Raw genomic sequence first — 24,576 nt, 5'->3', positions numbered from 1 at the left:
GGGGTGGTCCTGCGTCAGGCCGGGTCGCGGCCGGTGACGTACCAGCGGCCGACGGCGAGCCTGCCGAGCCAGCCGAAGACGACGAAGGTGGCGATGCCCAGCAGCGCGGCGACGATGATCGTCGCGAAGAGCTCGGGCCCCTGCAGCCGCGAGCGGAAGTTGTCGAGCAGGATGCCCAGGCCGGCCTGGCCCTGCCGGAAGAAGACGTCGCCGACGATCGCGCCCACCACCGACAACCCGGCGGAGATGCGGAAGCCGGCGAAGATCGCCGGCATGGCGGCCGGGAACTGCAGCTTGACCAGCCGGGTGAGCCGGCCGGCGCCGTGGAGGTCGAACAGCTCGTGCTGGCTGCGGTCCACCGACTGCAGCCCGAAGAGCGTGTTGGACACGATCGGGAACAGCGCGATCAGCACGCAGACGATCACCCGCGCGGGGAAGTCGTAGCCGAACCAGAAGCCGATCAGCGGGACCAGCGCCAGGATGGGGATGCACTGCAGCGCGACGGCGTAGGGGAACAGCGACCGCTCGGCCACCGTCGCCTGGCTCATCACCACGGCCCACACCATGCCGATCACGATGGCGATGGCCAGGCCGGTGAAGGTCACCTCGACGGTGTTCCAGAGCGCGGTGCCGATCTTCTCCATCGTCGGGCCGTCGAGGAAGGCCTCTGTGATCACGTCCTGCGGCGGCGGCATGAGGAAGCGGCGGCCGGGGTCCAGCAGCAGGTAGGTGATCGCGTACCAGAGCCCGATCAGGGCGGCGAACACGGCGACCGGGGCGGCGACGTCCAGCCACCGGCCGCCGCGGCGACGCCGGCGGCGGACCGGCGTCGCCGTCCCGGCGGGAACCAGCTCCTCCGGGGCCGCGACGGTCCCGCTGTCCTGCTCGGTGGTGGTCACATCGCTCCCCCGCTGGTCGGTGTGCGTCGCGGTCACCGGTGGCCCTCCCGCAGCGCGTGCGAGATCTCGCCGGACAGGGCCGCGAACTCGGGGGTGAACCGCAGCTCGGGGTCGCGGTCGGGGCCGAACGGGACGTCGAAGGAGGCCACGACGTGCCCCGGCCGGCCGCTCATCACCAGGACCCGGGTCGACATGTAGACGGCCTCGCCCACCGAGTGGGTGATGAACAGCGCGCCGAACCGCTTGGCGGCGAACAGGCCGAGCAGCTCGTCGTTCAGCCGCTCGCGGGTGATCTCGTCGAGCGCGCCGAAGGGCTCGTCGAACAGGAACAGGTCCGGGTCGAGGGTCAGCGAGCGGGCCAGGCTGGCGCGCATCCGCATGCCACCGGACAGCTCGCGGGGCAGCTTCTTCTCGTGCCCGGTGAGCCCGACCAGGTCGATCGCGTCCCGCGACGCCTGCTCGAGCGAGCGGCGGCCCATGCCGTGCAGCTCACCGAGCAGCTGCACGTTCTTCAGCACCGAGCGCCACGGCAGCAGCGTGGCGTCCTGGAAGACGTAGCCGATGCGCTGCGCGTCGACCTGCACCTCCCCCGACGTCGCCGGGGACAGGTCCGAGGCGATCCGCAGCAGCGTGCTCTTCCCGCAGCCGGAGGGGCCCACGACGGTGACGAACTCCCCCCGCCGGATGTCGAGGTCGACCCCCTCGAGGGCGACGGTGCCGTCGGGGAAGGTCTTGGCGACGTCCCGGAAGTGCAGGACCCGGGGATCGGTCGCGGCGGCCGGCCGGGATCCGGCGGGCCTGCTCGGCGCGGGTGCGCTCACGGGCGGCTCCGGGGCTCGGGGACCGGCCTCGCCGGCCCGTGGTGCGGACGGACCTCACCCTCCGTGCTGCCTGTTTCGTGGGTGTGTTGCGGCGGTGAACGCCGCTCGCCCCGCATCACGACCTGGCCACGGCGCTGCCCGGGGACCCCAGCGGGGCCACCGAGCGGCGCACCCGGGTGGTGGCGACCACCCGGCTCCCGGACAGCACGACCCGCTCGGTGCCGGCCCCGGCGACGGCGGCGTCCAGGCTCTCGGCCGCGATCGCCACGAACTCCGCGGCCGCCCCCTCGGTCACCGCCGGGACGGGCAGCCCCATGCAGCGCCGCGCGCCCGCGCTGACCGCCAGCCAGGCCTCGCGGGTCGACAGGTGCCCGGCGGTGACCAGCAGCGACGCCGCCTCGCAGGCATCGGCGCGGCCCATCGGGTTGAACGGGTCGCGCAGGTTGTCCCCGCCGGCGCCGACGGTGGCGCCGGCGTCCAGCAGCGCCCGGACGGCGGTGAGCCCGCGCGGCGGGGCGACGGGGACGTCGCGGCCCTGCAGGTAGAGGTTGGTCTGCGGCAGCGCGACCACCCCGATGCCGGCGCGGGCCACCGCCGTGGCCGTGTCCCGGGCGACGTCGAGCGGGTGCACGCCGAGGCTCACGCAGTGGCTCGCGGTCACCCCCCGGTCGAAGCCGGTCGCGGTCACCCGCCGGGCCAGGTCGAGCAGCCCCTGCGCGGTCGGGTCGAGCGTCTCGTCGGTGTGCAGGTCCAGCGGCAGGCCGGCGCGGACGGCGGCGTCGAAGGACAGCGCCTGCCCGGCGGCCCGGTCGGCCCACAGGTGCGGCGCGCCGCCGACGACGTCGGCACCCAGGTCGAGCGCCTCGGCCAGCAGGCGCGGGGCGGCCGCCGCCTCCTCGGCGGTGCCCGGCGCCGACACCAGCGCGACCACCTGCACCGTCACGGTCCCGGCCAGGGCGTCGCGCACCTGCAGCAGCGCCCGGAGGTGCCGGGTGCCGGCGTGCACCCCCACGTCGGCGTGGGTGCGGATCGCCGTCGCCCCGTGGGCCAGGTACTCCGACGCGGCGCGGGTGGCGCGGTCGACGAGGTCCTCGTGGGTGAAGTCCGCGGCGACGGCCCGGATCGCCTCGATCGCGCCGGCCAGGTCACCGGTCCGGTTGGGCACCCGGTGGCTGGTCAGCGCCTTGTCCAGGTGGGCGTGCGGCTCGGCCGGCGCCGGGAGCAGCCACGAGCCGGCCAGGTCGAGGACCTCGTCCCCCGGCTCCCGCGGCAGGGCGGGGGCGACGGCGGCGACCCGCGGCCCGTCCACCCGCACGTCGACCCGGCGCCCGTCCAGGTCCCTCGCGCCGGTCAGCAGGAGGGTCACAGGTCCAGCACCAGGCGGGGGCCCGCGGCGCGGGAGACGCAGACCATCATGACCGCGCCGTCGGCCTGCTCGGCGGGCGTCAGCACGGAGTCGCGGTGCTCGACCGCGCCCTCCAGCACCGGCGTCTCGCAGGTGCCGCACGTCCCGACCCGGCAGGAGGAGAGGACGACGGCGCCGGACCCGGTCACCGCGTCGAGCACCGACTCCCCCGGCCGCACCGTCACCGTGCCGCCCGACAGCGCGAGCTCGACCTCGAACGGGCCGGGCCACACCGGCTCGCCGAACTCCTTGGCCGTGAAGCGCTCGACGTGCAGCGCGGCGGGCGGCCATCCCGCCGTCGCGTCGGTCACGGCGTCGATCAGCCGCGCCGGGCCGCAGACGTAGACGGCGGTGTCCTCCCGCGGCGCGCCGAGGAGGGCGGTCACGTCCAGCCGGTGCCCCTCGTCGGCGGCGTGCACCCGGACCCGGTCCGGGTGGCCGGCGGCGAGCTCGGCGGCGAAGGCCAGGGTGGTCCGCGAGCGGCCGGCGACGTCGAGCGTCCAGTCGGCGCCCGCGGCCGCGGCCTCGGCGACCATCGCGCGCAGCGGGGTGATGCCGATGCCGCCGGCGACGAACCGGTACCGCGTGCCGGGCGTGACCTCGAAGGCGAAGTGGTTGCGCGGGCCGCGGACCCGCAGGGTCTGCCCGACGCGGACGTCGTCGTGCAGGGCCAGCGACCCACCCCCGCCCTTCTCCTCGCGCAGCACCGCGATCCGCCAGCGGGACCGGTCGGCGCGGTCGCCGCACAGGGAGTACTGGCGCTCCAGCCCCGGGGCGAGCACCACGTCGATGTGCGAGCCCGGCGTCCAGGCGGGCAGGTCGCGGCCGTTGTGCGAGACCAGGTCCAGCGCGACCACGCCGTCGGCCAGGTCCGTGCGGGCGTCGACGAGCAGGTCCCGCTCGACGTCGGAGAAGAAGCTCACGGCGGCGATCCGAGCAGAGCCTCGTGCCGAACGTGTCCCACCGACGTGACACGGAGGTGACACGGGCGGAACCCCGCCCGGCTGGACTGGCCCGGTGACCGTGTCCCCCGCCCGTGCCCCCCTCGGCACCCCGGCCCCGTCCCCCGCCGCGCTCACCGCCCTGGAGGCCGAGCTGGTGGCCCTGCTCGGGGCGCGCGGCGTGACCGCCGACCTGCGCGCCCGGGAGCGCGCCTCGGTCGACGGGGCGCGGATGAGCCCGATCATCTCCGAGCTGCTGCCGCTCGGGGTCGCCGACCTGGTGGCCCGGCCGGCCACCGCCGCTGACGTCGGGCCGGTGGTCGCCGCGGCCGTCCGGCACGGCGTCCCGGTGACGCCGCGGGGCAAGGGCACCGGGAACTACGGCCAGGCGATCCCGATGGCCGGCGGGCTGGTGCTGGACCTGTCCCGCGCGCGGGCGGTGGTGGAGCTCGGCGACGGCTGGATCACCGCCGAGGCGGGCACCCCGATGGTGGTGCTGGAGCGGGCCGCCGCCGAGACCGGCCAGCAGCTGTGGATGTACCCCTCGACGGCGCAGTCGTCGCTGGGCGGGTTCCTCGGCGGTGGCTCCGGCGGCACGGGCACCATCGCGCACGGCTCCAACGACATGGGCTTCGTGCTGGCGCTCGACGTCGTCCACGCGACCGGCTCCCCGGCGCTCGTGCACGTCGAGGGCGACGAGGCGCAGCGGTACGTGCACAACTACGGCACCGCCGGGGTGATCGCCCGGGCGACGGTGCGGCTGGAGCCGCTGCAGGACTGGCGGGGGGTGTACGCGAGCTTTCCGGACTTCCGCCGCGCGCTGTCGGTGCTGCGCGAGCTGGGCCGGCTGCAGCCGCTGCCGCGGCTGGTCTCGGCCGACACCCCGGAGATCACCGCCACCCTGCCGCCGGACCCGGCGTTCCCCGCCGGGCGCGCCAGCCTGCGGATGATCGCCGACGCGCGCACGGTCACGGCGGCCACCGCGCTGGTCGAGGGCGCCGGCGGGCGGGTCGAGGCCGTCCGGGAGGGCGCCCAGGTCGCGCTGTCGCTGAGCATGCTCAGCTACAACCACCCGATCGAGTGGCTGCAGAAGTCGCGGCCCGGGGTGTTCTTCCACGTCGAGGTCTCCGGCGACGCCCTGGTCGAGCGGATCGACGAGGTGCACGCCGTCTACGAGGGCGGGCTGCTGCACGTCGAGGCCGGGCACACCGTGCCGATCGGCATGCTCGCCGGGGTCTACCGCAGCCCCGAGCAGGTCCGCGACGGCATCCGGGCGCTGGGCGCGCTCGGGGTGGGGGTGCACGACCCGCACCAGTGGAACGTCGACTTCGAGCTCGGCCGCACGATCGAGACCGCCCGCAGCACCGACCCGCACGGGCTGCTCAACCCGGGCAAGCTCAACCCGGACTACGACGGCCCGACCAAGGGCGCCATCCGGTGAGCGCTCCCCCCGGGACGGTCCCCGGCTGGGAGGTGCACGCCGACGGCCCTCCCCCGGCCGACCCGCTCGCGCTGGCCCGCGCGTGGCTGCCGGCCGACGACGACCCCGAGCGGCCGCGGGTCACGCTCGCCACGATCGGCGCCGACGGCTACCCCGCCGCCCGCACCGTGCTGCTCAGCGCGTTCGACGGGTCGGGCTTCGCCTTCCACACCCACCGCGACAGCCGGAAGGTCGCCGAGCTGGCCGCCGAGCCGCGGGCGGCCCTCGTCGTCCTGTGGCCGGACCTCGGCCGGCAGCTGGTGGTCCGCGGAGACGTGGTGGACGACGGCGCGGAGCAGGCGGCCGCGGCGTGGGCGGCTCGCAGCGACTACCTGCGCCGGCTGGCGGAGCTGAACACCGCGGAGCTGGCCGGGCTGCCGCTCGCCGAGCGGGTGGCGCGGTGGGGCGCCTGCGGCCCCGCCGGGGACGGCCCGGCCGGCTCGTGGGTCGGCTACCGGCTGCGGCCCCGGGAGATGACCTTCTGGGCGGCGTCGGCGGAGACCGCAAGCCGCCGGCTGCAGTACGTGCGCGCCGACGGGCGGTGGTCCTGCCGCCCCCTGCCGGGGTGAGCACCCGCCGGTGGTGGTGCCGGGCCGGGCACCGCGCCGCGGCAGTGCCGCGGACCGGTGCCCGGTGCCGCGCTGCAGCGCGGCACCCGCGGCGACACGGCGGCAGTGCCGCGGCGGACCGGGCCCGCAGCAGCGGTCAACCGCCGTAGTTGGCGCGGATCCGCTCGAGGATGAAGTCGCCGGCGGAGATCGGCGGATAGGTGCCGGCCGGGCTCTCGATGACGACGTCGCGGTCGGCCTGCGCGAAGAAGGCGATGCTGTAGCGCGAGCCGAGGGGATCGCCGGGTCCGGGCGCCTTGACCCGGTGGAAGTTCGACGGGAGGACGCCGTCGCTCCAGCGGGTCAGCATGTCGCCGATGTTGCAGGTGATCGCGTCGTCGGAGGGCTCCACCGGCGTCCACGCCTGCCCCTCGGCCTCGGCCCCGGGCAGCACCTGCAGCCCGCCCTGACCGGCCCGCTGGAACAGCAGGGTCAGGCAGTCGAAGTCGGTGTGCGCCCCGGCCCGCCACAGGTCGGTGCGGGCGGCGGTCTCCGGCGACACCGGGAAGTAGTGCAGCAGCCGCAGGGTGCTCTGGTATCCCGGCGCCGACGGGTCGTGGGCGCCGGCGAAGAAGTCCTCCCCGAGGCCCAGCCGGGGCGCGAAGCAGGACAGGACGTCCATCGCCACGGCCCGGCACCGCGCCTCGAAGGCCAGCATCGTCTGCTCGAACCCGGCCAGCTCCTCGGCGGTCGGCCAGCGGCCGGCCATGTGCGGCCGGGTGATCTGGAAGGACTCCTTCTCGTCGGGCGTGCCGATCGAGGGCCGCACCTGCGTCTTGGACTCCCAGCCGGCGTTGAGCGCCTTGTCCAGCGGACGCCGGGCCTTGACCTCCGCGGGGAGGGCGAAGAAGGCCTCGGCCGCGGCGAAGGCCCCGTCGATCTCCTCCTGCGCGATCCCGTGGTCGACGACCTGGAAGAAGCCGATGTCGGTGGCCGCGGCCCACAGCTCGTCGGCGACCTCGGCGCGGCGGGCCGGCAGGTCGGCGAGGCTGATCCGGCGCACCTCGCGGGTGCTGGTCTCGGTGCCCAGCGCGCCCATGCGGGCCTCGCGGTCGAGCTCGGTCAGGCGGCTGGTCATCGGGGCTCCCGGGTGCGCGTCGCGGTCGGCCGGCCCAGGCAACCAGCGCGGTGTTTCGCCCGCGTACCGGAGGAGATCCGTCGGCGTGACGCCGATGTCGTGACGCCGACGGATCTCCTCCGCGCCCGTCAGCGCAGCCGCAGGACCTGCCGGACCTGCTCGGCCATCGCGGCCTCGCCCAGCGCGTTGGGGTGCACGATCACCGGGTTGCTGCCGACCAGCACCGGCTCCACCCAGCGGACGCCGAGCGGCCGGCAGGCGTCCCGGCCCTCCGACACCCGGCTCATGTCCACGTACCGGACGCCGGTCTCCTCGGCCGCGCGCCGCACCGCGTCGTTCAGCGTCGCCTGCAGGCTGCGCAGGTAGGGGACGTCACCGGTGGCCACCGGCATGAGCGGGTAGCAGCCGCCCGAGGCCGGCATGATCCACGGGTAGCCGAGGATCGCGACGCGGGCGTTGGGCGCGGCGGCGCGCACGGCGCTCAGCGCCCGGACCAGCGCCGGGTAGGTCGTGGTGCGCACCGTGTCCTCGAACGAGGAGCCGTAGCGGTCGCGGCACGGGCTGCCCTGGCCGAGGGTCGAGAGCCCGGCGGCTCCGCACTGCAGGATCGAGTTGATGAACACGCTGCTGTCGTTGCCGCCGATGGTCATGGTGACCAGGTCGGTCTCCGGGCTCAGCGCCTCCAGCTGCGGGGGCACCCCCGGGTGCTGCGCGGTGGTGAAGTCGCCGGTGTCGGCGCCGCCGCAGGTCACGTCCGTCAGCCGGGCGCCGATCCGCTCCGCGAGCACGTGCGGGTAGTTGCGGGTCGAGCGCAGGCACTGCGGCGCGGCGGTCGGGTCCGGGGGGAGGACGCCGGAGGCGGCGCTGTAGGAGTCGCCCAGGGCGACGTAGTCCAGCGGCTGCGGCGGGTGGGCGGGCCGCGGCGTCGCCGCCGCGGGCGCGGCGAGGCCCAGGAGCAGCGCCAGCGCGGCGAGGGCGGGGACCAGCAGACGGACGTGGGGACGGCGCACGGGCTACTCCGGTGGAGCCGGGGGCAGGTCCCCCCGTACAACGCCCCACCCGGCCGGAGGTGACGCCCTCTCCCGGGATCGGCCGGCTGCCGCGGCGGGCGGGTCGGTCCCCGGTCGGCCCCGGGTGCTCCGGCGGCTCGGTCCGCACCGTGACGCCGCCGGAGACGGCGACCGCGCCGACGTGCACCGCGGGCCCACCGGAGCGCGTCCGGCCGCGGCACGGGTGCCGCCGCGGCCGGGGTGGCGCTCGGCGTCGAAGGCGCGCCCGCCGGCTGCCCGGCTCCGCCGGCTCCCTCGGCGTCCGTCCCTGGACGGTGGCCGCGGCGCACCCGGCCGGCGCCTACTCCGGGCCGGGCGCGGGTAGGGCGCCGGGCATGGACGCGATCTCGATGGGCGAGGCCGGGCTGCAGGGGTGGCGGGGCCGGGTGGCCGACGCGGTCGCCGCGCCGGTGGCGCGCCGCGCGGGACTGGACGTCGACCACGTGCGTGCCGCGCTGGGCGCGGCCTTCCTGGTGCTGGCGGTCGTGTACGTCGTCCGGGCGGCGGGACAGCTCGCCGCCCGCCGCTGAGCACCCCGGTCAGCGCCGCCGGGAGCCGGAGAGCGCGCCGGTGAGCCGGACGTGCAACCGCTCGACGAACGGGTCCAGCGGTGCGGGCGAGGCGCCGGCCGGCAGCGGCGCCGCCGGCAGGACCACCCACAGCAGCGGGTAGACCAGGAGCCCGGCGCCGGTGAGGGCCAGGACGAGGAACCCGACGCGCCAGAGGACGACGTCGATGCCGGTCGCGTCGGCCAGCCCGCGGCAGACGCCGCCGAGCATCGTGTCGGTGCGGCCGCGCTGCAGCCGCGGCCCGGCCGGGGCGGCCGGCGGCCGGTCGTCGTGCGGGGCGGTGGGGGGAACGGTCGAGGTCATGGCACGAGCCTGCCGGGCGTCCGCGGCGGTGCCCATCGGGGAGCGCCCGGAACCGTCCCGGGTCCCGCACTCCGGGCAGACCCTGAGCCGGGGTCGGGGAACGGCGCGGGGACACTGGTCCGGTGGCTTCCCGACGCTGCCCCTGCGGGACCGGCCTGACCTACGGCGAGTGCTGCGGACGCTTGCACGGCGCGACCGCGGTGGCGGCCACGGCCGAGCAGCTCATGCGCTCGCGCTACAGCGCCTTCGCCGTCGGCGACGCCGCCTACCTGCTGGCCACCTGGCACCCGCGCACCCGCCCCGGCTCGCTCGACCTCGACCCGGGGGTGCGCTGGCTCGCCCTGGAGGTCCTGGCGACCACCGGCGGCGGGATCCTTGCGACCGAGGGCACCGTCGAGTTCCGCGCCTCCTACCTCCGGGAGGGGGGCCGCGGCACGAGGCGCGGCGCCCAGCACGAGGCCAGCCGGTTCCTCCGCGAGGACGGCCGCTGGTACTACCTCGACGGCGTCTCGCGGCCCTGATCCGGCCACCCGCCCGCACGCAGGCGGGTGGCCGACCGGGATCCGCCTACGGACGCACCTCGTACACGGCGTTGAACGGGGTGCACGCCGCCGTCCGGAAGCGGGTGAACCCGGCCTCCTCCGCGACGCGGCGGATCGCCGCCTCGCCGGCCTGGGCGCCCAGTGCGACCCCGCCGTGCTGGGCCAGGGCGTTCGGGACGCAGAGGAACAGCGACCCCGCGTAGTAGAGCCGGCCGACCGGGGTGAGGGTGCCGGCGACGTCGTCGGGGGCGTAGGGCTCGACGAGCAGCCAGGTGCCGTCCGCGGCCAGCGAGTCGCGGACACGACGCGCCGCACCGACCGGGTCGCCCATGTCGTGCAGGCAGTCGAAGGTCATCACGAGGTCGTAGCCGCCGCCGGTGAACGTCTGGGCCGAGGCGACCTCGAACTCGACCCGGTCGCCCACACCGGCCTCGGCCGCCCGCTTGCGGGCCAGGTCGATCGACCGGTCGTGCAGGTCCGACGCGCAGACGGTCGAGCGGGGGAAGGACTGCGCCACCAGCACCGAGGTGGTGCCCAACCCGCAGCCGACGTCGGCCACGCGGGCGCCGGCGGTGAGCTTGGCCTCCACGCCGTCCAGCGCGGGGATCCACGAGGGGACGAGGTCGGTGACGTAGCCCGCCCGGTAGAAGGCGTCGCAGCCGACGGCGACGTCCTCGGCGTGCTCGTGCCAGCCGATGCCCTCGCCGGTGCGGAAGGCCTCGGTCAGCCGCGGCTCGTCGCGCAGGTAGCCGAGCGCGGCCAGGAAGGCGGCGGGCAGGTTCGGCCCGTTCGGGTCGGCGAGGCAGAAGGCCTGCTCCTCGGTCAGGGAGAACTCCCCGGTCGCCGGGTCGTAGGTGACGTAGCCGCCGGCGGCCTGGCCCTTCAGCCACTCGGTGACGTAGCGCGGCGCGCACCCGGTGCGGGCGGCGAACTCCTCCGGCCCGGCCGGCCCCTCCGCCAGCGCGCGGAACAGGCCGAGGCGGTGGCCGACGACCACCCCACCGGCCGCGCCGACCGCCCCGGCGTCCAGGACGAACTGCCCCAGGAACTCCGTCACCCTGCTGTGGTCCATGTCTGCTCTCCTCGGTCGCGGTGCCCGGCGCCTGCCGGACGCGGGAACCGTCGCCGGGCGCGCTGTCACGGCCCTCGCACCTGCTGGCAGCGCGGTGACCGGGCTTCCGCCACCGTCCGCGGGGCGGGAGGCTGGCCGCCGGAGGTGGGCGATGACGGATGCGCCGGCTCCCGCGCCGGTCCTGGTCGAGGTGCTCGGCCCGTTGCGCCTGCTCGTCGACGGCGCGCCGGCCGCCGTCCGCGGCGCCAAGCGCCGGGCGGCGTTCGGGCTGCTCGCGCTGGCCGAGGGCCGCACCGTGACCGTCGACGCCCTCGTCGACGCCCTGTGGCCCGACGAGGTCCCCGAGTCCGGCCGCCAGGCGCTGCACAGCGTCGTGTCGCGGCTGCGCGGCGACCTCGGCCCGGCGGCCGGCCGGCTGGAGACCGGCCCGGCCGGGTACCGGCTGGCGCTGTCCCCGGGCGAGCTGGACCTCACCCGCGCCCGCCGGCTGCTCGCCCGGGCACGCGGGATCGCCGGCCGGGACGCCGGGGCCGCCGCGGCCCTGCTGCGTGAGGCGCACGGGCTGTGGCGGGGGCCGGTGCTCGCCGACCTGGCGCACATCGCCCCCGTCGCGGCGTCGGTGGAGGCGTGCGCGGTGCTGCGGCGGGAGGTGACCGACGCCCTGATCGCCACCGCCGTGACCGCGGGCGAGGCCGAGGAGGTCTGCGGGCTGGCCGCGGCGTCGGTCGCGGAGGACCCGCTGCGGGAGCCGGCGGTCCTGCTGCTGATGCGGGCACTGGCGGCCACCGGCCAGGCGCCGGAGGCGTTGCGCGTCGGGCGTGACTACCGGTCCCGGCTCGCCGACGAGGCCGGCCTGGACCCCACGCCCGCGCTCGCGGAGCTGGAGCGGGAGGTGGCCGGCGGCGCCTCCGGACCGGTCCCGGCGCGGTCGCGGCCGCGGCCGGTGCCGGCGACCCGCCTGCTGGGCCGCGCGGGCGAGATCGCCGCGGTGCACCGGCTGCTGGCCACCGAACGGCTGGTCACGGTGGTCGGCCCGGGCGGGGTCGGCAAGACCCGGCTGGCCGCGGAGATCGCGGCGCGGACGGCCGGGACGCCCACCGTGCTCCCGCTGGCCGCGGTGACCGACCCCGTCGCCGTGCCGCACGCCCTGGCCGCCGCCCTCGGGCTGACCGTCTCATCCGGCGACCTGCTGGCCGCCTGCCTCGCCGTGCTGGGCGACGGCGAGGGCCTGCTGGTCGTCGACAACTGCGAGCACCTGCTCGACGCCGCGCGCGACCTCGTCGGGGAGGTGCTGGCGGCGTGCCCGCGCCTGTCGGTGCTGGCCACCAGCCGCGAGCGGCTCGGCCTCGCCGCGGAGCACTCCTTCCGGCTGGTGCCCCTCCCCCTGCCCGGGCCGGGCCAGGACCCGGCCGGCGTCGCCTCCGTGGCGCTGTTCCTCGACCGCGCCCGGCGGGTCCGGCCGCTGACCGCGGACGGCGGCGACCTCGACGTCGTCGCCGACATCGTGCGACGGCTCGACGGCATGCCCCTGGCCATCGAACTGGCCGCCGGCCGGCTGTCCGGCTTCGCCCTGCCCGACCTGCGCGACCGGCTCGACCGCGCGCTCGACCTGCTGGGCGGCGGGGCGCCTGCCGCCGACGCGCGACACCGGACCCTGCGCGACACCGTCCGGTGGTCCTACGAGCTCCTCGGTGCCGACGAGCAGCGGTTGTTCCGTGCCCTGTCGGTCTTCGTCGACGGCACCGACGTCACCACGGCCGAGCGCCTCGCCACCGACCTCGGCCTGACCGGCGACCCCGGCGGACTGCTCGCCCACCTGGTCGACGCCTCGGTGCTGGACGCCGACCTCTCCGACGGCACCCGCTACCGGATGCTGTCCACCCTGCGCGCCTTCGGCCGGGACCGGCTGGCCGCGGCCGGCGAGGAGGCCGACGCCGCCGGCCACCTGGTGCGGTGGGCCGTCGACCTGCTCGGCTGGGTCGGCCGGACGCTCGCGACCGCGGACGAGCCGCGGGCCGACGCGGTGCTGCGCCGCGAGATGGCCAACCTGCGCGCCGCGTGGCGGACGGCACGCGACCGGGGCGACGTGGACGCGGCGGCCGCCATGGTCGGCGGGCTGTTCGACGCCGTGGCCTACCGCGACCTGCTCGAGCTGAGGGGCTGGGCCGAGGAACTGGCCGAGGACCCCGCCCTGCCCGGCCGGGCGGGCGCGGCGCTGGCGCTGGGCATCGCGGCGGAGGCCGCCTACCACCGCGGCGACCACGCGAGCGCCGAGCACCGCGCCCTGGCCGGTCTCGGCCTCGCATCCGGCGGCGATCGCCTCGGGGCGTGGGCCTGCCGCTCGGTGCTCGCCGTCGTCGCGCTGGCGCGCGGGGACCTCCCCCGGGTCGTCGAGCTGTCCCTGGCCGCGGCCGCGGCGGCGCCGCCCGGGCGGGAGAACCTCGGGCTGGCCGCGCTGGCGACCGCCTACGCCGGCGACCTCGGCACCGCCCGGGAGGTGAACGAGCGCGGCCTCGCGGCGGCGCGGTCCCCCTCCATGCTCGCCTGGGGCGCCTACGTCGCCGGGGAGATCGAGTCCCTGGCGGGGGAACGGGACGCCGCCGAGGACCGCTACCGGCGCGCCGTCGAGCTCGGGCGGAACTCGGGCGCCACCTTCCTGGTCGCCATCGCGGCCGTCGGGCTGCAGACCGTCCGGGCGGCCGGCGGCCGGACCACCGAGGCGCTGGCCGGCTACCGGGAGGTCGTCGACGCCTTCGCCGGCACGGGCAACTGGACGCACCTGTGGGCGACCCTGCGCGACCTCGCCCGGCTGCTGCGCTCGGTCGGCGACGGGCCGACGGCCGCCGTCCTGGAGGCCGCGGCCGACGCCGCGCCGGACGCCCCGGCCGACGCCCGCCGCACCCCGGGCCCGCCGCCGCCGGCCGGGCTACCGGGCCGCGACGCCGTCCTGGACCTCGCCCGGGCGGCGATCGACGCGGCCCTCGCCCGCGCGTGACCGCCTCGGCCGCTCGGCGAAGGCCTCCTCGGCCACCCACCGGCCGTAGAGCTCCTCGCCGAGCGCCGCCACCAGGCCGGCGGTCTGCGTCTCCTGCGCCCGCAGCGCCCGCACCTTGCGCGCCGTCTGCGCCCGGTCCAGCGCCACGTCGACGGCCAGCCGGCCGTCCGGGACGGTCACCGGGTAACCGGGCAGGTGCACGCCCAGCTCGGCGTCCAGCGCCCCCCAGCGGGCCACCCGGCGCTCCGGGAAGGCCGCCTGCAGCAGGCGGGTGCGCGCCGGGGCGGCGCGGTCGACGGCAGCGGCGACCCACCGCGCGACCGCCCGGTGGTCGGGGTGCCCGGTGAAGCCGTCGGGGCCGAAGGTCAGCACGGTGTCGGGCGCGACCTCCTCGAGCAGCGCGCAGATCCGGGACACCGGTTCCTCGGGCGGGACGCCGGCGCAGCTCCCGTCCCGGTACCCGAGCCACACGTGCTCGGTGACCCCGAGGACGGACAGGCAGCGGGCCAGCTCGCGCGTGCGCTCGGCCGCGAGGAGGTCCGGCGGCCAGGCGACCGGGTCCGCGGTGCCCTGCTCGCCCGGGGTCGCGGTCACGCACACGACCCGGCAGCCCGCGTCGCGGGCGGCGGCCATCAGGCCGGCGGAGAGGTAGGCCTCGTCGTCGGGGTGGGCCCAGACGCCGAGCACGGTGCCCAGGTCGGCGGCGTCGGACAGGGACGTGATCACGGTCGGCTCCTCGGACTCGGTGTCGGGAGCCCGAGGATCGGCCCCGGCGCTCGCACCGCGGTGGCACGCGCCTGTCAGCCCGCTGGGCGGGTGGCCGCGCCGGCCAGGATGCGGTGGGGATCGGTGGCCGCGGCCAGCGCGCCCAGCCGCGCCGCGACCGCCGGGGCGTGGGACCGGGCCAGCACGTCGGGGGTCGCCGGCCGGCCGTGCGCCGGCGGCCGGCCGCCCGTCGCCGTCCCCAGCGCCGCGGCCAGCTCCTCGGCGCAGGCGGCCGTCGCCGCCCGCTGCTCGCAGCCCGCGCCGCCGATGACCCGCACCGCGAACGCGGCGTCGCGCGAGCCGACCGCGCTGGGCACCTGCGGGGACCAGCCGACGGCGCCGCCCAGCCGCCGCAGCTCCACCCAGCGGGGCAGCCCACCGCCGAGCGCGCGCAGCACGGCGTCGCCGGCCCCGTCCGGCAGCCGGTCCAGCAGCAGCGAGGACTCCCGGCCGGCCACCGGCCCGACCGGGGCCGGGCGCAGGTCGCCGCGCGGGCGCACGCCGACCGACCGCGCCTGCGGGGGTGCACCGTGCAGCAGGGGGGCCAGCAGCTCCGCGCCGTCCTCGGGCTCCCCGGCCCAGGCGGCGCTGACGGTCACGGCCGGCCCGCCGGCCGCGGTCCGGGCCAGGACCAGCGAGGTGCCGGCGTCGGTCGGCAGCGCGGCGGCCCAGTCCCGCCACGCGCGCAGCACCCGCGCCGCCTCCGGTCCCGGCCAGCGCAGCAGGGCGCTGCCCAGCGGCGCGCCGGGCAGCAGGTCGAGCTCGACGGCGGTGGGGACGCCGAGGACCACCCCGCCGCCGCGGACCCCCCAGAACAGCTCGGCGTCCTCGGTCGGCGTGGCCCGCCGCAGGACGCCGTCCCCGGTGACCAGCTCGACCGCCCGGACGCGGTCCGAGGCCAGGCCGTAGGTGCGTGCCAGGGGGCCGACGCCGCCGCCGGTCACCGCGTCGACGACCCGGTCCTCGACGCAGCCGCCGGTGACCGCCACCAGCCCGTACGGGGCGGCCGCGTCCAGCAGCGCCGGCCAGCGCACACCGGCGCCCACGCGCGCCCAGCCGGAGGCGGAGACCGTCGTCGCGGCCAGGGCGCCGACGTCGACGACCAGCGCCCGCCCCACCGGCGCCGTCCCCTCGCGCACCGCCACCCCGTGCCGGCCGGCCAGCCGCAGCACCGCCACCACGTCCTCGGCGGTGGCCACCCGGACGACTCCGGCGTCGAGGACGGCGGCGCCCGACGAGAGGCGGGCCCGCAGCCGGGCGGTGAGATCGGCGGGCAGGACGTGCGGCACGGAGGCTCCAGGGGATGGTGCGGGGCGGGACGCGACCACCCTCGGCGAGGCCGCTTGGCCGGTCCTTGCCGCACGCTTGCGCGGCTGGTCGGGGGTCGTCGCCCGTCCCGGCGGCTCCGGGCCCGCTCCGTTGCGGAACCGTCACCTCCCACCCCTAGGCTGCGCGGCGATGAGCGCCACCTCCTTCCGGGTGCTGGGTCCCGTCGAGATCCGGCGCGCGGGCACCCTGCTCCCGGGGCAGACCGCCCGGCACCGCGCGACGCTGGCCGCCCTGCTCCTCGACGTGGGCACCACGGTGCCGGTCGACGTGCTGGCCGACCGCGTGTGGAGCGGCCGGCCGCCGGCGTCGGCGTCGGGCACGCTGCAGGCGCTGATCTCGCGGCTGCGCCGCGAGCTCGAGCCCGACACCGCGCCGGGCGGCTGGACGCTGCTGCTCACCCGCGATCCGGGCTACCTGCTCGCCGCCGATCCCGAGGACGTCGACGCGGTGCGCTTCGCGCGGCTGCTGCGCTCGGCCCGCGAGCTGGCCGGCCGCGACGACGTCGAGGGCGCCCGGGCCGCGGTCGGCGAGGGGCTCGGGCTGTGGCGCGGTCCGGCCTACGCCGACGTGTCGGCCGCCTTCGCCGTCGAGGAGTCCGAGCGGCTCGAGCAGCTGCGGCTCGACGCCCGGGAGCTGGCCGCCGAGCTGGACCTGCGGCTGGGCCGGCACGCCGGGATCGTCGAGGACCTGCAGGAGCTGGTGCGGGCCAAGCCGCTGCGCGAGGGGCTGCGCGCCTCGCTGATGCTGGCGCTGTACCGCTGCGGCCGGCAGGCCGAGGCGCTGGAGGCCTACGCCGAGGGCCGCACGCTGCTGGCCGACGAGCTCGGTGTCGACCCCGGCCGGGCACTGCAGGACCTGTACGCGCGGATCCTCCGGCAGGACGCCGACCTCGCCGCACCGCTCCCGGCCGCCCGCGCGGCGCCGGCACCTCCGGCTCCCCCGGCCCCGCCGGCAGCCACGGCGCCCGCTCCGGTGCCGCCCGTTCCGCTCCCGCTCGCCCCGCTGCCGGTGCCGCTGACGGCGTTCGTGGGCCGCGCGGCGGAGCTCGCGGCCCTGGCCACGGCCCTGACCGCCCAGCGCCTGGTCACGCTGGTCGGTCCCGGCGGCAGCGGCAAGACCCGGCTCGCCCTGGAGGCGGCCCGGCGGCGGCCGGCCGGGGCGCCGCCCGCGGCCCTGGTGGAGCTCGCCGGCGTCGAGGACCCGGACCTGGTGGCCGCGGAGGTGGCCACGGTCCTGGGCGTCAGCCTGACCGCCGGCGACCCGGTCGGCGCGGTCGCCACCGCCCTGCAGGGGCGCCCGCTGCTGCTCCTGCTGGACAACTGCGAGCACGTCGTCGAGGCCGCCGCCGCCCTGGCTGCCGCGCTGCTCTCCCGCTGCTCCGAGCTGCGCGTGCTCGCCACCTCCCGCGAACCGCTGGGCGTGCCCGGCGAGGCCGTCCTGCCCTGCGGCCCGCTGCCGACCGGCAGCCCCGGCAGCGACGCCGAGCGCCTGTTCCTCGACCGGGCCCGGCTGGCCGCGCCGCACCTGGCCGAACCCTCGGCGGAGGAGCTCCGCCGGGTCCGGGAGCTGTGCACCGCCCTCGACAGGCTGCCGCTGGCGGTGGAGCTGGCCGCGGCCTGCCTGACCACCCTGCCGCTGGCGGAGGTCGCCGCCCGCGTCGACGACCGCTTCGCCCTGCTGTCGGGCGGCTGGCGCACCGCCGCACCGCACCAGCGCACGCTCGCGGCCACGGTGCAGTGGAGCGTCGACCTGCTGGCACCCGCCGAGCTCGCCGTCTTCCGGGCGGTGTCGGTGCTGCCGGGCACCTTCGGCCCCGACACCGTCGCCGCGGTCGCCGCCCCCGAGGTCGACGGTGGGGCGACGCTGCCGCTGCTGCGGGTGCTGGTGGCCAAGTCGCTGGTCGAGCTCGACCACGAGAACGGCCGCTACCGGATGCTGGAGACGCTGCGCCAGTACGCCGAGCAGGGCCTGTCGGCGGAGGAGGACCGGCGCTTCCGCGACCGGCACGCCCGGTTCGTGCTCACCCTCACCGAGGAGCTCGAGCCGACGCTGCGCCGTGCGGAGTGGACGGCCGGCGCAAGCCGGCTCGACGCCGAGCAGCCCGGCCTGCGTGCGGCGCTCGGGCACGCGCTGGCCACCGGCCAGGGCGAGGTGGCGCTGCGGATCGGCTCGGCGGTGGCGTGGTGGTGGTACCGCCGCGGGCACGTGCAGGAGGGCCGCCGCTGGCTGGCCGCCGCACTGGAGGCCACCCCGGGCTCCGCGCCGGACGTGCGCAGCGGTGCGCTGCTGGGCGACGCGCTGCTGGCCTACCTCTCCGGGGACGTCGCCTCCATCTGGGAGCGCACCAGCGAGATCGTCTCCGCGGCCGGCGACGACGACGACGGCGTGCTGGCGCTGGCGCTGGTGCTGCGCGCCTTCGTCGGCGCGCTGATCGGGCACGCCGACCCCGACGGCGGCACCGAGCGCGACATCGCCCGCGGCGTCGAGCTGGCCCGCGCCTCGGGCATCGAGTGGGTGCAAGCCGAGATCGCGATGACCCTCGGGCAGTTCGCGCGGGTCGCCGGCGACCCCGACGGCGCGCTGGCGCACCTCGCCCGCGCGGCGGACCTCGCGGTCGGCCTCGGCCACTCGTGGGCGCACTCCTCGGTGCTGTGGATCCGCGCGAAGGTGCTGACCGACGTGGGGCGGGCCCCGGAGGCCCTGGGGTCGCTGTGGCAGATGGTCGAGCTGACCCACCGGGAGGGCGACGCGACCGGCACGCTGGCCGGGCTGCTGACGGCCGTCGGCGCCGCCACCGCCGCCGGCTCGCCGCGCGAGGGCGCCGTCCTGCTGGGCGCGGTGCGCAGCGCGGCCCGGCTGGTCGGCTACGACCCGCTGCGGATGGACCCGGTGGACGGCCAGCGGTACGTGGCCACCACCGAGGCCGCCCTGAGCGCGGACGGGCTCGCCGCGGCGCTGGCCGAGGGCGAGCGGCTGGACCTCGGCGCAGCGGTGCGGCTGGTGGAGCGGCTCGCGTCCGGTCGAGGTGACCGGGCTTGACCTCGTCCCCCGAGGAGCCACACTCGGGGTACGTCGCAGAGATGCCGTCCGAGGAGAGGTGCGGCCATGACCGCTCCGCCGACCCGCCGTCCCCGGCTGCTGCGTCCTGACGAGGGTGACGCGCTGTGGTTCCTCGGCGGCCTGGTCACCGTGAAGGCCACCGGGGCCGACACCGGCGGTCGCGTCACCGTGGTGGAGTTCCGCAGCCCCCCGGGGTTCGCCCCGCCGCTGCACCGGCACACGGTCGAGGACGAGATGTTCCTGCTGCTCGGCGGCAGGGCCACCTTCCTGTGCGACGGGCAGCGGCTGGTCGCCGGTCCCGGCGACTTCGTGCTGCTGCCGGCCGGGCTGGCGCACTCCTTCCTCGTCGCTCCCGACGAGCCCCTGCACACCCTGCAGATCACCACGCCCAGCGGGTTCGAGCAGTTCGCCGCCGCGGTGGGCGGGCCGGCCGGGGCCCGGCGCCTGCCCGAGCCCGGACCGGTGGACCCGGCGGCACTGGCCCATGCGGCGCAACTGCACGGCGTGGAGATCCTCGGCCCGCCTCCCGGGCCGGAGCTCTGAGCAGCGCCGGGCGGACGTCGGCCGGTCGCGGGCGTGGGCACGGTCGGAGGCGGGCGCGATCGACGCGGCCGGCCCGGCGTGTCGGGACACCGGAGGGGGAAGTGCAGCGGGCATGGCGGTCCCGACGCGGAGGAACCCACCGGACGGTGCCCGGCAGGGCGCCGAGGCGACCGGACCGCACCGGCTGACCGCCCGCGAGTGGCGGCGGGTGCTCCGCCGGACCGCGCGGCACGTGCTCGGGGACCGGCTGCAGGTGGCCAGCGCCGGCATCTCGTTCTTCGCGATCCTGTCGATCGCACCGGTGCTGGTCACGGCGCTGTCGATCTACGGGGCGCTGAACACCCCCGAGCAGGCGCTGGACCAGCTGTCCGACCTCGCCGTCTCGCTGCCCGACGACCTCGAGCCGATCGTCGCCGACCAGCTCACGACCATCACCGCCGCCTCCGGGCAGGTGCTGACCTGGCGCGGGATCAGCGGGCTGCTCGTCGCGCTCTGGACGGCGACCACCGCGGCGACCTTCCTCGTCGACGCCCTGACGCTGGCCTACCACGAGCACGAGACCCGCAGCTTCTGGCGCCGCAGCGGGCTCGGCGTGCTGCTGGTGCTCGGCGGCGCGCTGACCCTCGGCGCCGTCATCGCCGCCGCGGGGCTGGCCTCCCGGACGCTGGCCGACGCGCCCGGCGCGGTGCGGACGGCGGCGCGGCTGCTCGCCTGGCCGGCGCTGGCCCTGCTCATGGCCGCCGCCCTGGCGACGCTGTACCGGTACGCACCCGACCGGCGGGACGCCCGCTGGCGGTGGATCAGCCCCGGCGCCGGCGCGGCCACGCTGCTGTGGCTGGCCGTCTCCATCGGGCTGTTCGCGTACGTGCAGGGCCTGGGCAACTACGAGTCGACGTACGGCTCGCTGGCCGGGGTCGTCATCAGCATGTTCTGGTTGTGGATCACCGTCTTCCTCGTCATCGTCGGCGCCGCCCTGAACGCCGAGGCCGAGCGGGAGACCGTGCGCGACTCGACGGTCGGCCCGGAGATGCCGCCCGGGGCGCGCGGCGCCGTCGTGGCCGACAGCACGCCGCCCTACCCGAGCGACCGCTGACCGGCGCGGCCCGTCGTCCCCCGCTGCCAGGATGACCCGGTGCTGTTCGCCGAGGTCGTCGCCGCCTCCGCCGCGGTCGCGGCCACCCGTGCCCGCACCGCCAAGGCCGGCGCCCTGGCCCGCGCGCTGCGCGCGGCCGACCCCGCCGAGGTGGCGGCCGTCGCCGCCTGGCTGGCCGGTGAACCGCTCCAGGGGCGGCTCGGCCTCGGCTGGCGCACCCTCACCCGCGCCGCGCACGCGGCGGCGCCGGACCCGGGGCTCACCGTCGGCGAGGTCGACGCGGCGCTCACCGATCTGGCCGGGACCTCCGGCGCGGGCTCGGTCGCCCGCCGCGACGCGCTGCTCGCCCGGTTGCTCGGCGCGGCCACCGCCGAGGAGCAGCGCTTCCTCGTCCGGTTGCTCACCGGCGAGCTGCGGCAGGGCGCGCTGGAGGGGGTGCTGGTCGAGGCGGTCGCGGCGGCCGCGGAGGTGCCGGCCGCCGCCGTCCGCCGGGCCGCCATGCTCACCGGCAGCCTGCCCGCCACCGCCGCGACGGCCCTGACCGGCGGGGTCGCCGCGCTCGGGGCCGAGACGCTGCGGGTCGGCCGGCCGGTGCGGCCGATGCTGGCCTCCCCCGGGTCGTCGCTGGACGCGGCGCTGGCCGACCTGGGCACGGAGGTCACCGTGGAGCACAAGCTCGACGGGGCGCGCATCCAGGTGCACCGGGACGGCGACCAGGTCCGGGTGTGGACCCGCTCCCTGCGCGAGGTCACCGGCGGCGTGCCGGAGCTGGTGGAGCGCATCCGGGCGCTGCCGTGCCGCACCGCCGTCCTGGACGGGGAGACCCTGGCCCTGGACGACGACGGCCGGCCGCGCGCCTTCCAGGACACGATGAGCCGGTTCGGCAGCGAGGGCGCGGCCGACGGCGACGCGGCCGCGGTGCTGCTCAGCCCGTTCCTGTTCGACGTGCTGCACCTCGACGGCCGCGACCTGCTCGACGAGCCGCTGGCCGTGCGGCTCGACGCGCTGGCCGGTCTGCTGGCCGCCGGGGAGCACGCGCCGCTGCGGATGCCCGGCGTCCGCTCCCCGACCCCGGAGCAGGCCGCCGCCGTGCTCGACGCGGCGCTGGCCGCCGGGCACGAGGGCGTCGTCGTCAAGGCCCTGGACGCCCCGTACGCGGCCGGCCGCCGCGGCCGGGCGTGGCAGAAGGTCAAGCCGGTGCACACCCTCGACCTGGTCGTGATCGGCGCGGAGTGGGGCTACGGGCGGCGCACCGGGGCGCTGTCGAACATCCACCTGGCCGCGCGCGACCCCGGCGGCGGCGAGCCGGTGATGGTCGGCAAGACGTTCAAGGGGATGACCGACGAGCTGCTCGCCTGGCAGACCGCGACCTTCCCCGGGTACGCGCTGGACCGGCCGGAGTGGGGAGTGCGGCTGCGGCCCGAGCTCGTCGTCGAGGTCGCCGTCGACGGCGCGCAGCGCAGCACCCGCTACCCCGGCGGGGTGGCGCTGCGGTTCGCCCGGGTGCTGCGGTACCGGCCGGACAAGGACGCCGCCGACGCCGACACCGTCGACGCCGTCCGCTCCCTGCTGCCCGGCTGAGCGGCCGGCACCGACGGTGCCGCGTCCGGGACGGGCAGCTCGGCGCGTTCCCAGCGGGCCGTCGTCCCGCGGCCGAGGGCGATGACCATCGCGGTCGCGGCGAGGAACCCCACCGTGCTGACGGCCACCCACTCCATGTCGCCCCTCCCCGCCCGGTCGGGGTGCTGCGGCTTCCGTGCCTGCGCGTGCGGGCACCGTCGACGATCCCGGTGCCCGCGCCGCGGCGGCCAGCACGGGGCGACGGTCATGGCCGAACCGTTACCGGACACGCCGTCGGACCGGGGTGTCGCGGACCGCGGGATCAGACCCCGGCGACGCGGGGGGCCACCTCCGTGCCCAGCAGCTCGATCCCGCGCAGCAGGTCGGCGTGCGCCAGGCGGGGGTTGGTCATCTGGATCGACACCCGCTCCACCCCGCCCAGCTGCTCGGAGACCCGGCGCAGCTTGGTCGCGACCGTGTCGGGGCCGCCCATGAAGAAGGCGCCGTCGGGCCCGCTGGTGGCGTCGAACTGGCGCCGGCTGGGCGGGGCGAACCCGCGCTCGGCCGAGACCTTGGCGAACATCTCGTGCCAGCCCGGGTAGATCGTGTCGGCCGCTGCCTGCGTGCTCTCGGCGACGAAGCCGAACACGTGCAGCCCGACGCGCAGGCTCTCCGGCGGGTGCCCGGCGTGCTCGCCGGCCCGGCGGTAGAGGTCGACCAGCGGCGCGAACTGCCGCGGCTCGCCGCCGATGATCGCCACCATGAGCGGGAGCCCGAGCAGGCCGGCGCGCACGAAGGACTCCGGCGTCCCGCCGACGCCGACCCAGATCGGCAGGGGGTCCTGCAGCGGCCGCGGGTAGACGCCCTGGCCGGTGAGCGGCGGGCGGTGCCGGCCGGACCAGGTGACGTGCTCGGACTCCCGGATGCGCAGGAGGAGGTCGAGCTTCTCCTCGAACAGCTCGTCGTAGTCGGCCAGCGAGAGCCCGAACAGCGGGAAGGCCTCGGTGAACGAGCCCCGGCCGACGACGAGGTCGATCCGCCCGCCGGAGATCAGGTCGAGCGTGGCGAACTGCTGGAACACCCGGACGGGATCGGCCGCGGAGAGGACGGCGACCGCGCTGCCCAGCCGGATGCGCCCGGTCCGCGCGGCCGCGGCGGCCAGGATCACCGGCGGCGCGGAGTCGTAGTACTCCGGCCGGTGGTGCTCGCCGATCCCGAAGGAGTGCAGTCCCGAGCGGTCGGCGGTCTCGATCTCCTCGAGCAGGTGAGCCAGCCGCTCCGCCGGCCCGATCAGGCGTTCGGTGACCGGATCGGTCACCGCCGCCACGAAGCTGTCGATGCCGACGTGCACGGCGTCCTCCGGGTCCGGTGGTGGTCAAGCGTTCAACGAGCAGTCAACCACCGCGCCGGCTCAGCTGCCGATCTCGGTGCGGACCGCGTAGAGCTCGGGGAAGAACGTGAGGTCCAGCGCCCGGCGCAGGAAGCCGACCCCGGAGGACCCGCCGGTGCCGCTCCGGAAGCCGATCGTGCGCTGCACCGTGCGCAGGTGCCGGAAGCGCCAGAACTGGAAGGCGTCCTCGACGTCGACCAGGCTCTCGCACGCCTCGTAGACGCCCCACGGCGTCTCGTCGGACTCGTAGACCCGCGCGAACACCCCGACCAGGTCGGGCTGGAACGTCCAGGCGGCGCTGACGTCGCGGTCGAGCACCGCGGACGGGACGGCGAACCCGAGCCGGGCCAGCAGCCGCAGGAACTGGTCGTAGAGCGTCGGCGCCGCCAGCAGCTCCCCGAGCAGGGCCGACGCCGCCGGGTCGTGGGCGAACAACGGCAGCACCGCGGCGTCCTTGTTGCCCAGGACGAACTCGACGGCGCGGTACTGCGCGGACTGGAAGCCCGAGGCACCGCCGAGCGCACCCCGGAACTGCAGGTACTCGCGCGGGGTGAGCGTGGCCAGCACCGACCACTGCTCGGTGAGCGTCCGCTGCACGTTCTTGACGCGGGCCAGCGACTTCAGCGCCGGCCCGAGCTCGTCGCCGGCCAGGTAGCCGCACGCCGCCCGCAGCTCGTGCAGCACGAGCTTGAACCACAGCTCGCTGGTCTGGTGCTGCACGATGAACAGCAGCTCGTCGTGGTGCTCCGGGCTGCTGCGCGGGTGCTGGGCGGCGAGTAGCCGCTCCAGGTCCAGGTACCGCGCGTAGTCCACCGAGCCGCCGAGGTCGGTGCGGATCGACTCCTCCAGCGGCCGGACCGCCCGGTCGGCGTCCAGCTCCTCGTCCGCCACGCCAGCAACCTAGTGCCGGGTCAGGCAACCTTCGCCCGCTTGATGGTTGAGGCCCGCTTGATGACCTTGCGGAGCTTCGGGTCGGTGACGTGGCCGTTCCGCCAGGCGATGTAGCGGCGGATCATGCGCGCCTGCTCGCGGTGGGACTCGTGGTCGGTGCCGTCGAGGGTGAAGTAGCGCAGC

At 77.3% G+C, this 24,576-nt stretch carries 21 protein-coding genes; 9 read left to right on the top strand and 12 right to left on the bottom strand.

Annotation, left to right across the window (positions count from 1 at the left end; all coding sequences use genetic code 11):
* Positions 1–14 precede the first annotated feature (14 nt).
* From ACK586_RS15095 to ACK586_RS15080, 4 genes are all read right to left on the bottom strand, one after another.
* Entirely contained in the window at positions 15–935 is a 921-nt protein-coding gene (locus ACK586_RS15095; RefSeq protein WP_409331312.1) for an ABC transporter permease, read from the bottom strand.
* Positions 932–1,720: an ABC transporter ATP-binding protein gene (locus tag ACK586_RS15090; RefSeq protein WP_409331311.1), complete on the bottom strand. Its 789-nt coding sequence runs from the start codon at positions 1,718–1,720 to the stop codon at positions 932–934. Before ACK586_RS15090 ends, ACK586_RS15095 begins: the two co-directional genes overlap by 4 nt.
* A 115-nt stretch (positions 1,721–1,835) precedes the next feature.
* Positions 1,836–3,086: an amidohydrolase family protein gene (locus ACK586_RS15085; protein ID WP_409331310.1), complete on the bottom strand. Its 1,251-nt coding sequence runs from the start codon at positions 3,084–3,086 to the stop codon at positions 1,836–1,838.
* Positions 3,083–4,048, bottom strand: coding sequence for a PDR/VanB family oxidoreductase (locus ACK586_RS15080; protein WP_409331309.1), 966 nt, complete (start codon positions 4,046–4,048; stop codon positions 3,083–3,085). Before ACK586_RS15080 ends, ACK586_RS15085 begins: the two co-directional genes overlap by 4 nt.
* 94 nt (positions 4,049–4,142) lie before the next feature.
* On the opposite strand from ACK586_RS15080, the gene ACK586_RS15075 reads away from it, so the two are divergent.
* A complete protein-coding gene (locus ACK586_RS15075; RefSeq protein WP_409331308.1) occupies positions 4,143–5,507 on the top strand; it encodes an FAD-binding oxidoreductase in 1,365 nt (454 codons plus the stop codon).
* Positions 5,504–6,115, top strand: coding sequence for a pyridoxamine 5'-phosphate oxidase family protein (locus ACK586_RS15070; RefSeq protein ID WP_409331307.1), 612 nt, complete (start codon positions 5,504–5,506; stop codon positions 6,113–6,115). The genes ACK586_RS15075 and ACK586_RS15070 overlap by 4 nt, the downstream gene beginning before the upstream one ends.
* Before the next feature lie 136 nt (positions 6,116–6,251).
* Here ACK586_RS15070 and ACK586_RS15065 read toward each other — a convergent pair whose 3' ends face one another.
* A complete protein-coding gene (locus tag ACK586_RS15065) occupies positions 6,252–7,232 on the bottom strand; it encodes an isopenicillin N synthase family dioxygenase (RefSeq protein WP_409331306.1) in 981 nt (326 codons plus the stop codon).
* Between the two features lie 128 nt (positions 7,233–7,360).
* Entirely contained in the window at positions 7,361–8,242 is an 882-nt protein-coding gene (locus tag ACK586_RS15060) for an SGNH/GDSL hydrolase family protein (protein WP_409331305.1), read from the bottom strand.
* 374 nt (positions 8,243–8,616) lie between these two features.
* On the opposite strand from ACK586_RS15060, the gene ACK586_RS15055 reads away from it, so the two are divergent.
* Positions 8,617–8,811 (top strand): hypothetical protein, encoded by a 195-nt coding sequence (locus tag ACK586_RS15055; protein WP_409331304.1) that lies wholly within the window; start codon positions 8,617–8,619, stop codon positions 8,809–8,811.
* 9 nt (positions 8,812–8,820) lie between these two features.
* Here ACK586_RS15055 and ACK586_RS15050 read toward each other — a convergent pair whose 3' ends face one another.
* The gene (locus ACK586_RS15050) at positions 8,821–9,153 is read right to left on the bottom strand and encodes a PspC domain-containing protein (protein WP_409331303.1); all 333 of its coding nucleotides are present in this window, start codon (positions 9,151–9,153) and stop codon (positions 8,821–8,823) included.
* Positions 9,154–9,275: 122 nt separating this feature from the next.
* On the opposite strand from ACK586_RS15050, the gene ACK586_RS15045 reads away from it, so the two are divergent.
* Positions 9,276–9,674, top strand: a complete 399-nt coding sequence (locus tag ACK586_RS15045) for a YchJ family protein (protein ID WP_409331302.1) — start codon at positions 9,276–9,278, stop codon at positions 9,672–9,674.
* Positions 9,675–9,720: 46 nt separating this feature from the next.
* On the opposite strand, the gene ACK586_RS15040 is transcribed toward ACK586_RS15045, so the two are convergent.
* Positions 9,721–10,767 (bottom strand): class I SAM-dependent methyltransferase, encoded by a 1,047-nt coding sequence (locus ACK586_RS15040; protein ID WP_409331301.1) that lies wholly within the window; start codon positions 10,765–10,767, stop codon positions 9,721–9,723.
* Positions 10,768–10,918: 151 nt separating this feature from the next.
* On the opposite strand from ACK586_RS15040, the gene ACK586_RS15035 reads away from it, so the two are divergent.
* Positions 10,919–13,762: an AfsR/SARP family transcriptional regulator gene (locus ACK586_RS15035; protein ID WP_409331300.1), complete on the top strand. Its 2,844-nt coding sequence runs from the start codon at positions 10,919–10,921 to the stop codon at positions 13,760–13,762.
* On the opposite strand, the gene ACK586_RS15030 is transcribed toward ACK586_RS15035, so the two are convergent.
* Positions 13,694–14,488, bottom strand: a complete 795-nt coding sequence (locus ACK586_RS15030) for a PIG-L deacetylase family protein (RefSeq protein WP_409331299.1) — start codon at positions 14,486–14,488, stop codon at positions 13,694–13,696. The genes ACK586_RS15035 and ACK586_RS15030 overlap by 69 nt on opposite strands.
* A gap of 74 nt (positions 14,489–14,562) precedes the next feature.
* On the bottom strand, positions 14,563–15,816 hold the full coding sequence (locus ACK586_RS15025; RefSeq protein WP_409331298.1) for an FAD-binding oxidoreductase: 1,254 nt from the start codon (positions 15,814–15,816) through the stop codon (positions 14,563–14,565).
* A 169-nt stretch (positions 15,817–15,985) separates the two neighbouring features.
* Here ACK586_RS15025 and ACK586_RS15020 point away from each other — a divergent pair, with 169 nt between their 5' ends.
* From ACK586_RS15020 to ACK586_RS15005, 4 genes are all read left to right on the top strand, one after another.
* Positions 15,986–18,895: an AfsR/SARP family transcriptional regulator gene (locus ACK586_RS15020; RefSeq protein ID WP_409331297.1), complete on the top strand. Its 2,910-nt coding sequence runs from the start codon at positions 15,986–15,988 to the stop codon at positions 18,893–18,895.
* A 66-nt stretch (positions 18,896–18,961) separates the two neighbouring features.
* Positions 18,962–19,459, top strand: a complete 498-nt coding sequence (locus tag ACK586_RS15015; protein WP_409331296.1) for a cupin domain-containing protein — start codon at positions 18,962–18,964, stop codon at positions 19,457–19,459.
* 112 nt (positions 19,460–19,571) lie between these two features.
* A complete protein-coding gene (locus ACK586_RS15010) occupies positions 19,572–20,552 on the top strand; it encodes a YihY/virulence factor BrkB family protein (protein WP_409331295.1) in 981 nt (326 codons plus the stop codon).
* Between the two features lie 39 nt (positions 20,553–20,591).
* On the top strand, positions 20,592–22,133 hold the full coding sequence (locus ACK586_RS15005) for an ATP-dependent DNA ligase (RefSeq protein ID WP_409331294.1): 1,542 nt from the start codon (positions 20,592–20,594) through the stop codon (positions 22,131–22,133).
* Positions 22,134–22,434: 301 nt separating this feature from the next.
* Here the strand turns inward: ACK586_RS15005 and ACK586_RS15000 are convergent, their stop codons facing one another.
* Positions 22,435–23,463 carry an Atu2307/SP_0267 family LLM class monooxygenase gene (locus ACK586_RS15000; protein ID WP_409331293.1) on the bottom strand — a complete coding sequence of 343 codons (1,029 nt, stop codon included), beginning with the start codon at positions 23,461–23,463 and terminating at the stop codon, positions 22,435–22,437.
* Between the two features lie 60 nt (positions 23,464–23,523).
* Entirely contained in the window at positions 23,524–24,393 is an 870-nt protein-coding gene (locus ACK586_RS14995; RefSeq protein WP_409331292.1) for a tryptophan 2,3-dioxygenase, read from the bottom strand.
* Positions 24,394–24,576 lie beyond the last annotated feature (183 nt).

Source organism: Trujillonella humicola, from assembly GCF_046233715.1.
GTDB lineage: Bacteria > Actinomycetota > Actinomycetes > Mycobacteriales > Geodermatophilaceae > Trujillonella > Trujillonella humicola.
The sequence above is the reverse complement of the archived record's forward strand: the minus strand, read 5'-3'. Positions and strand labels throughout refer to the sequence as shown.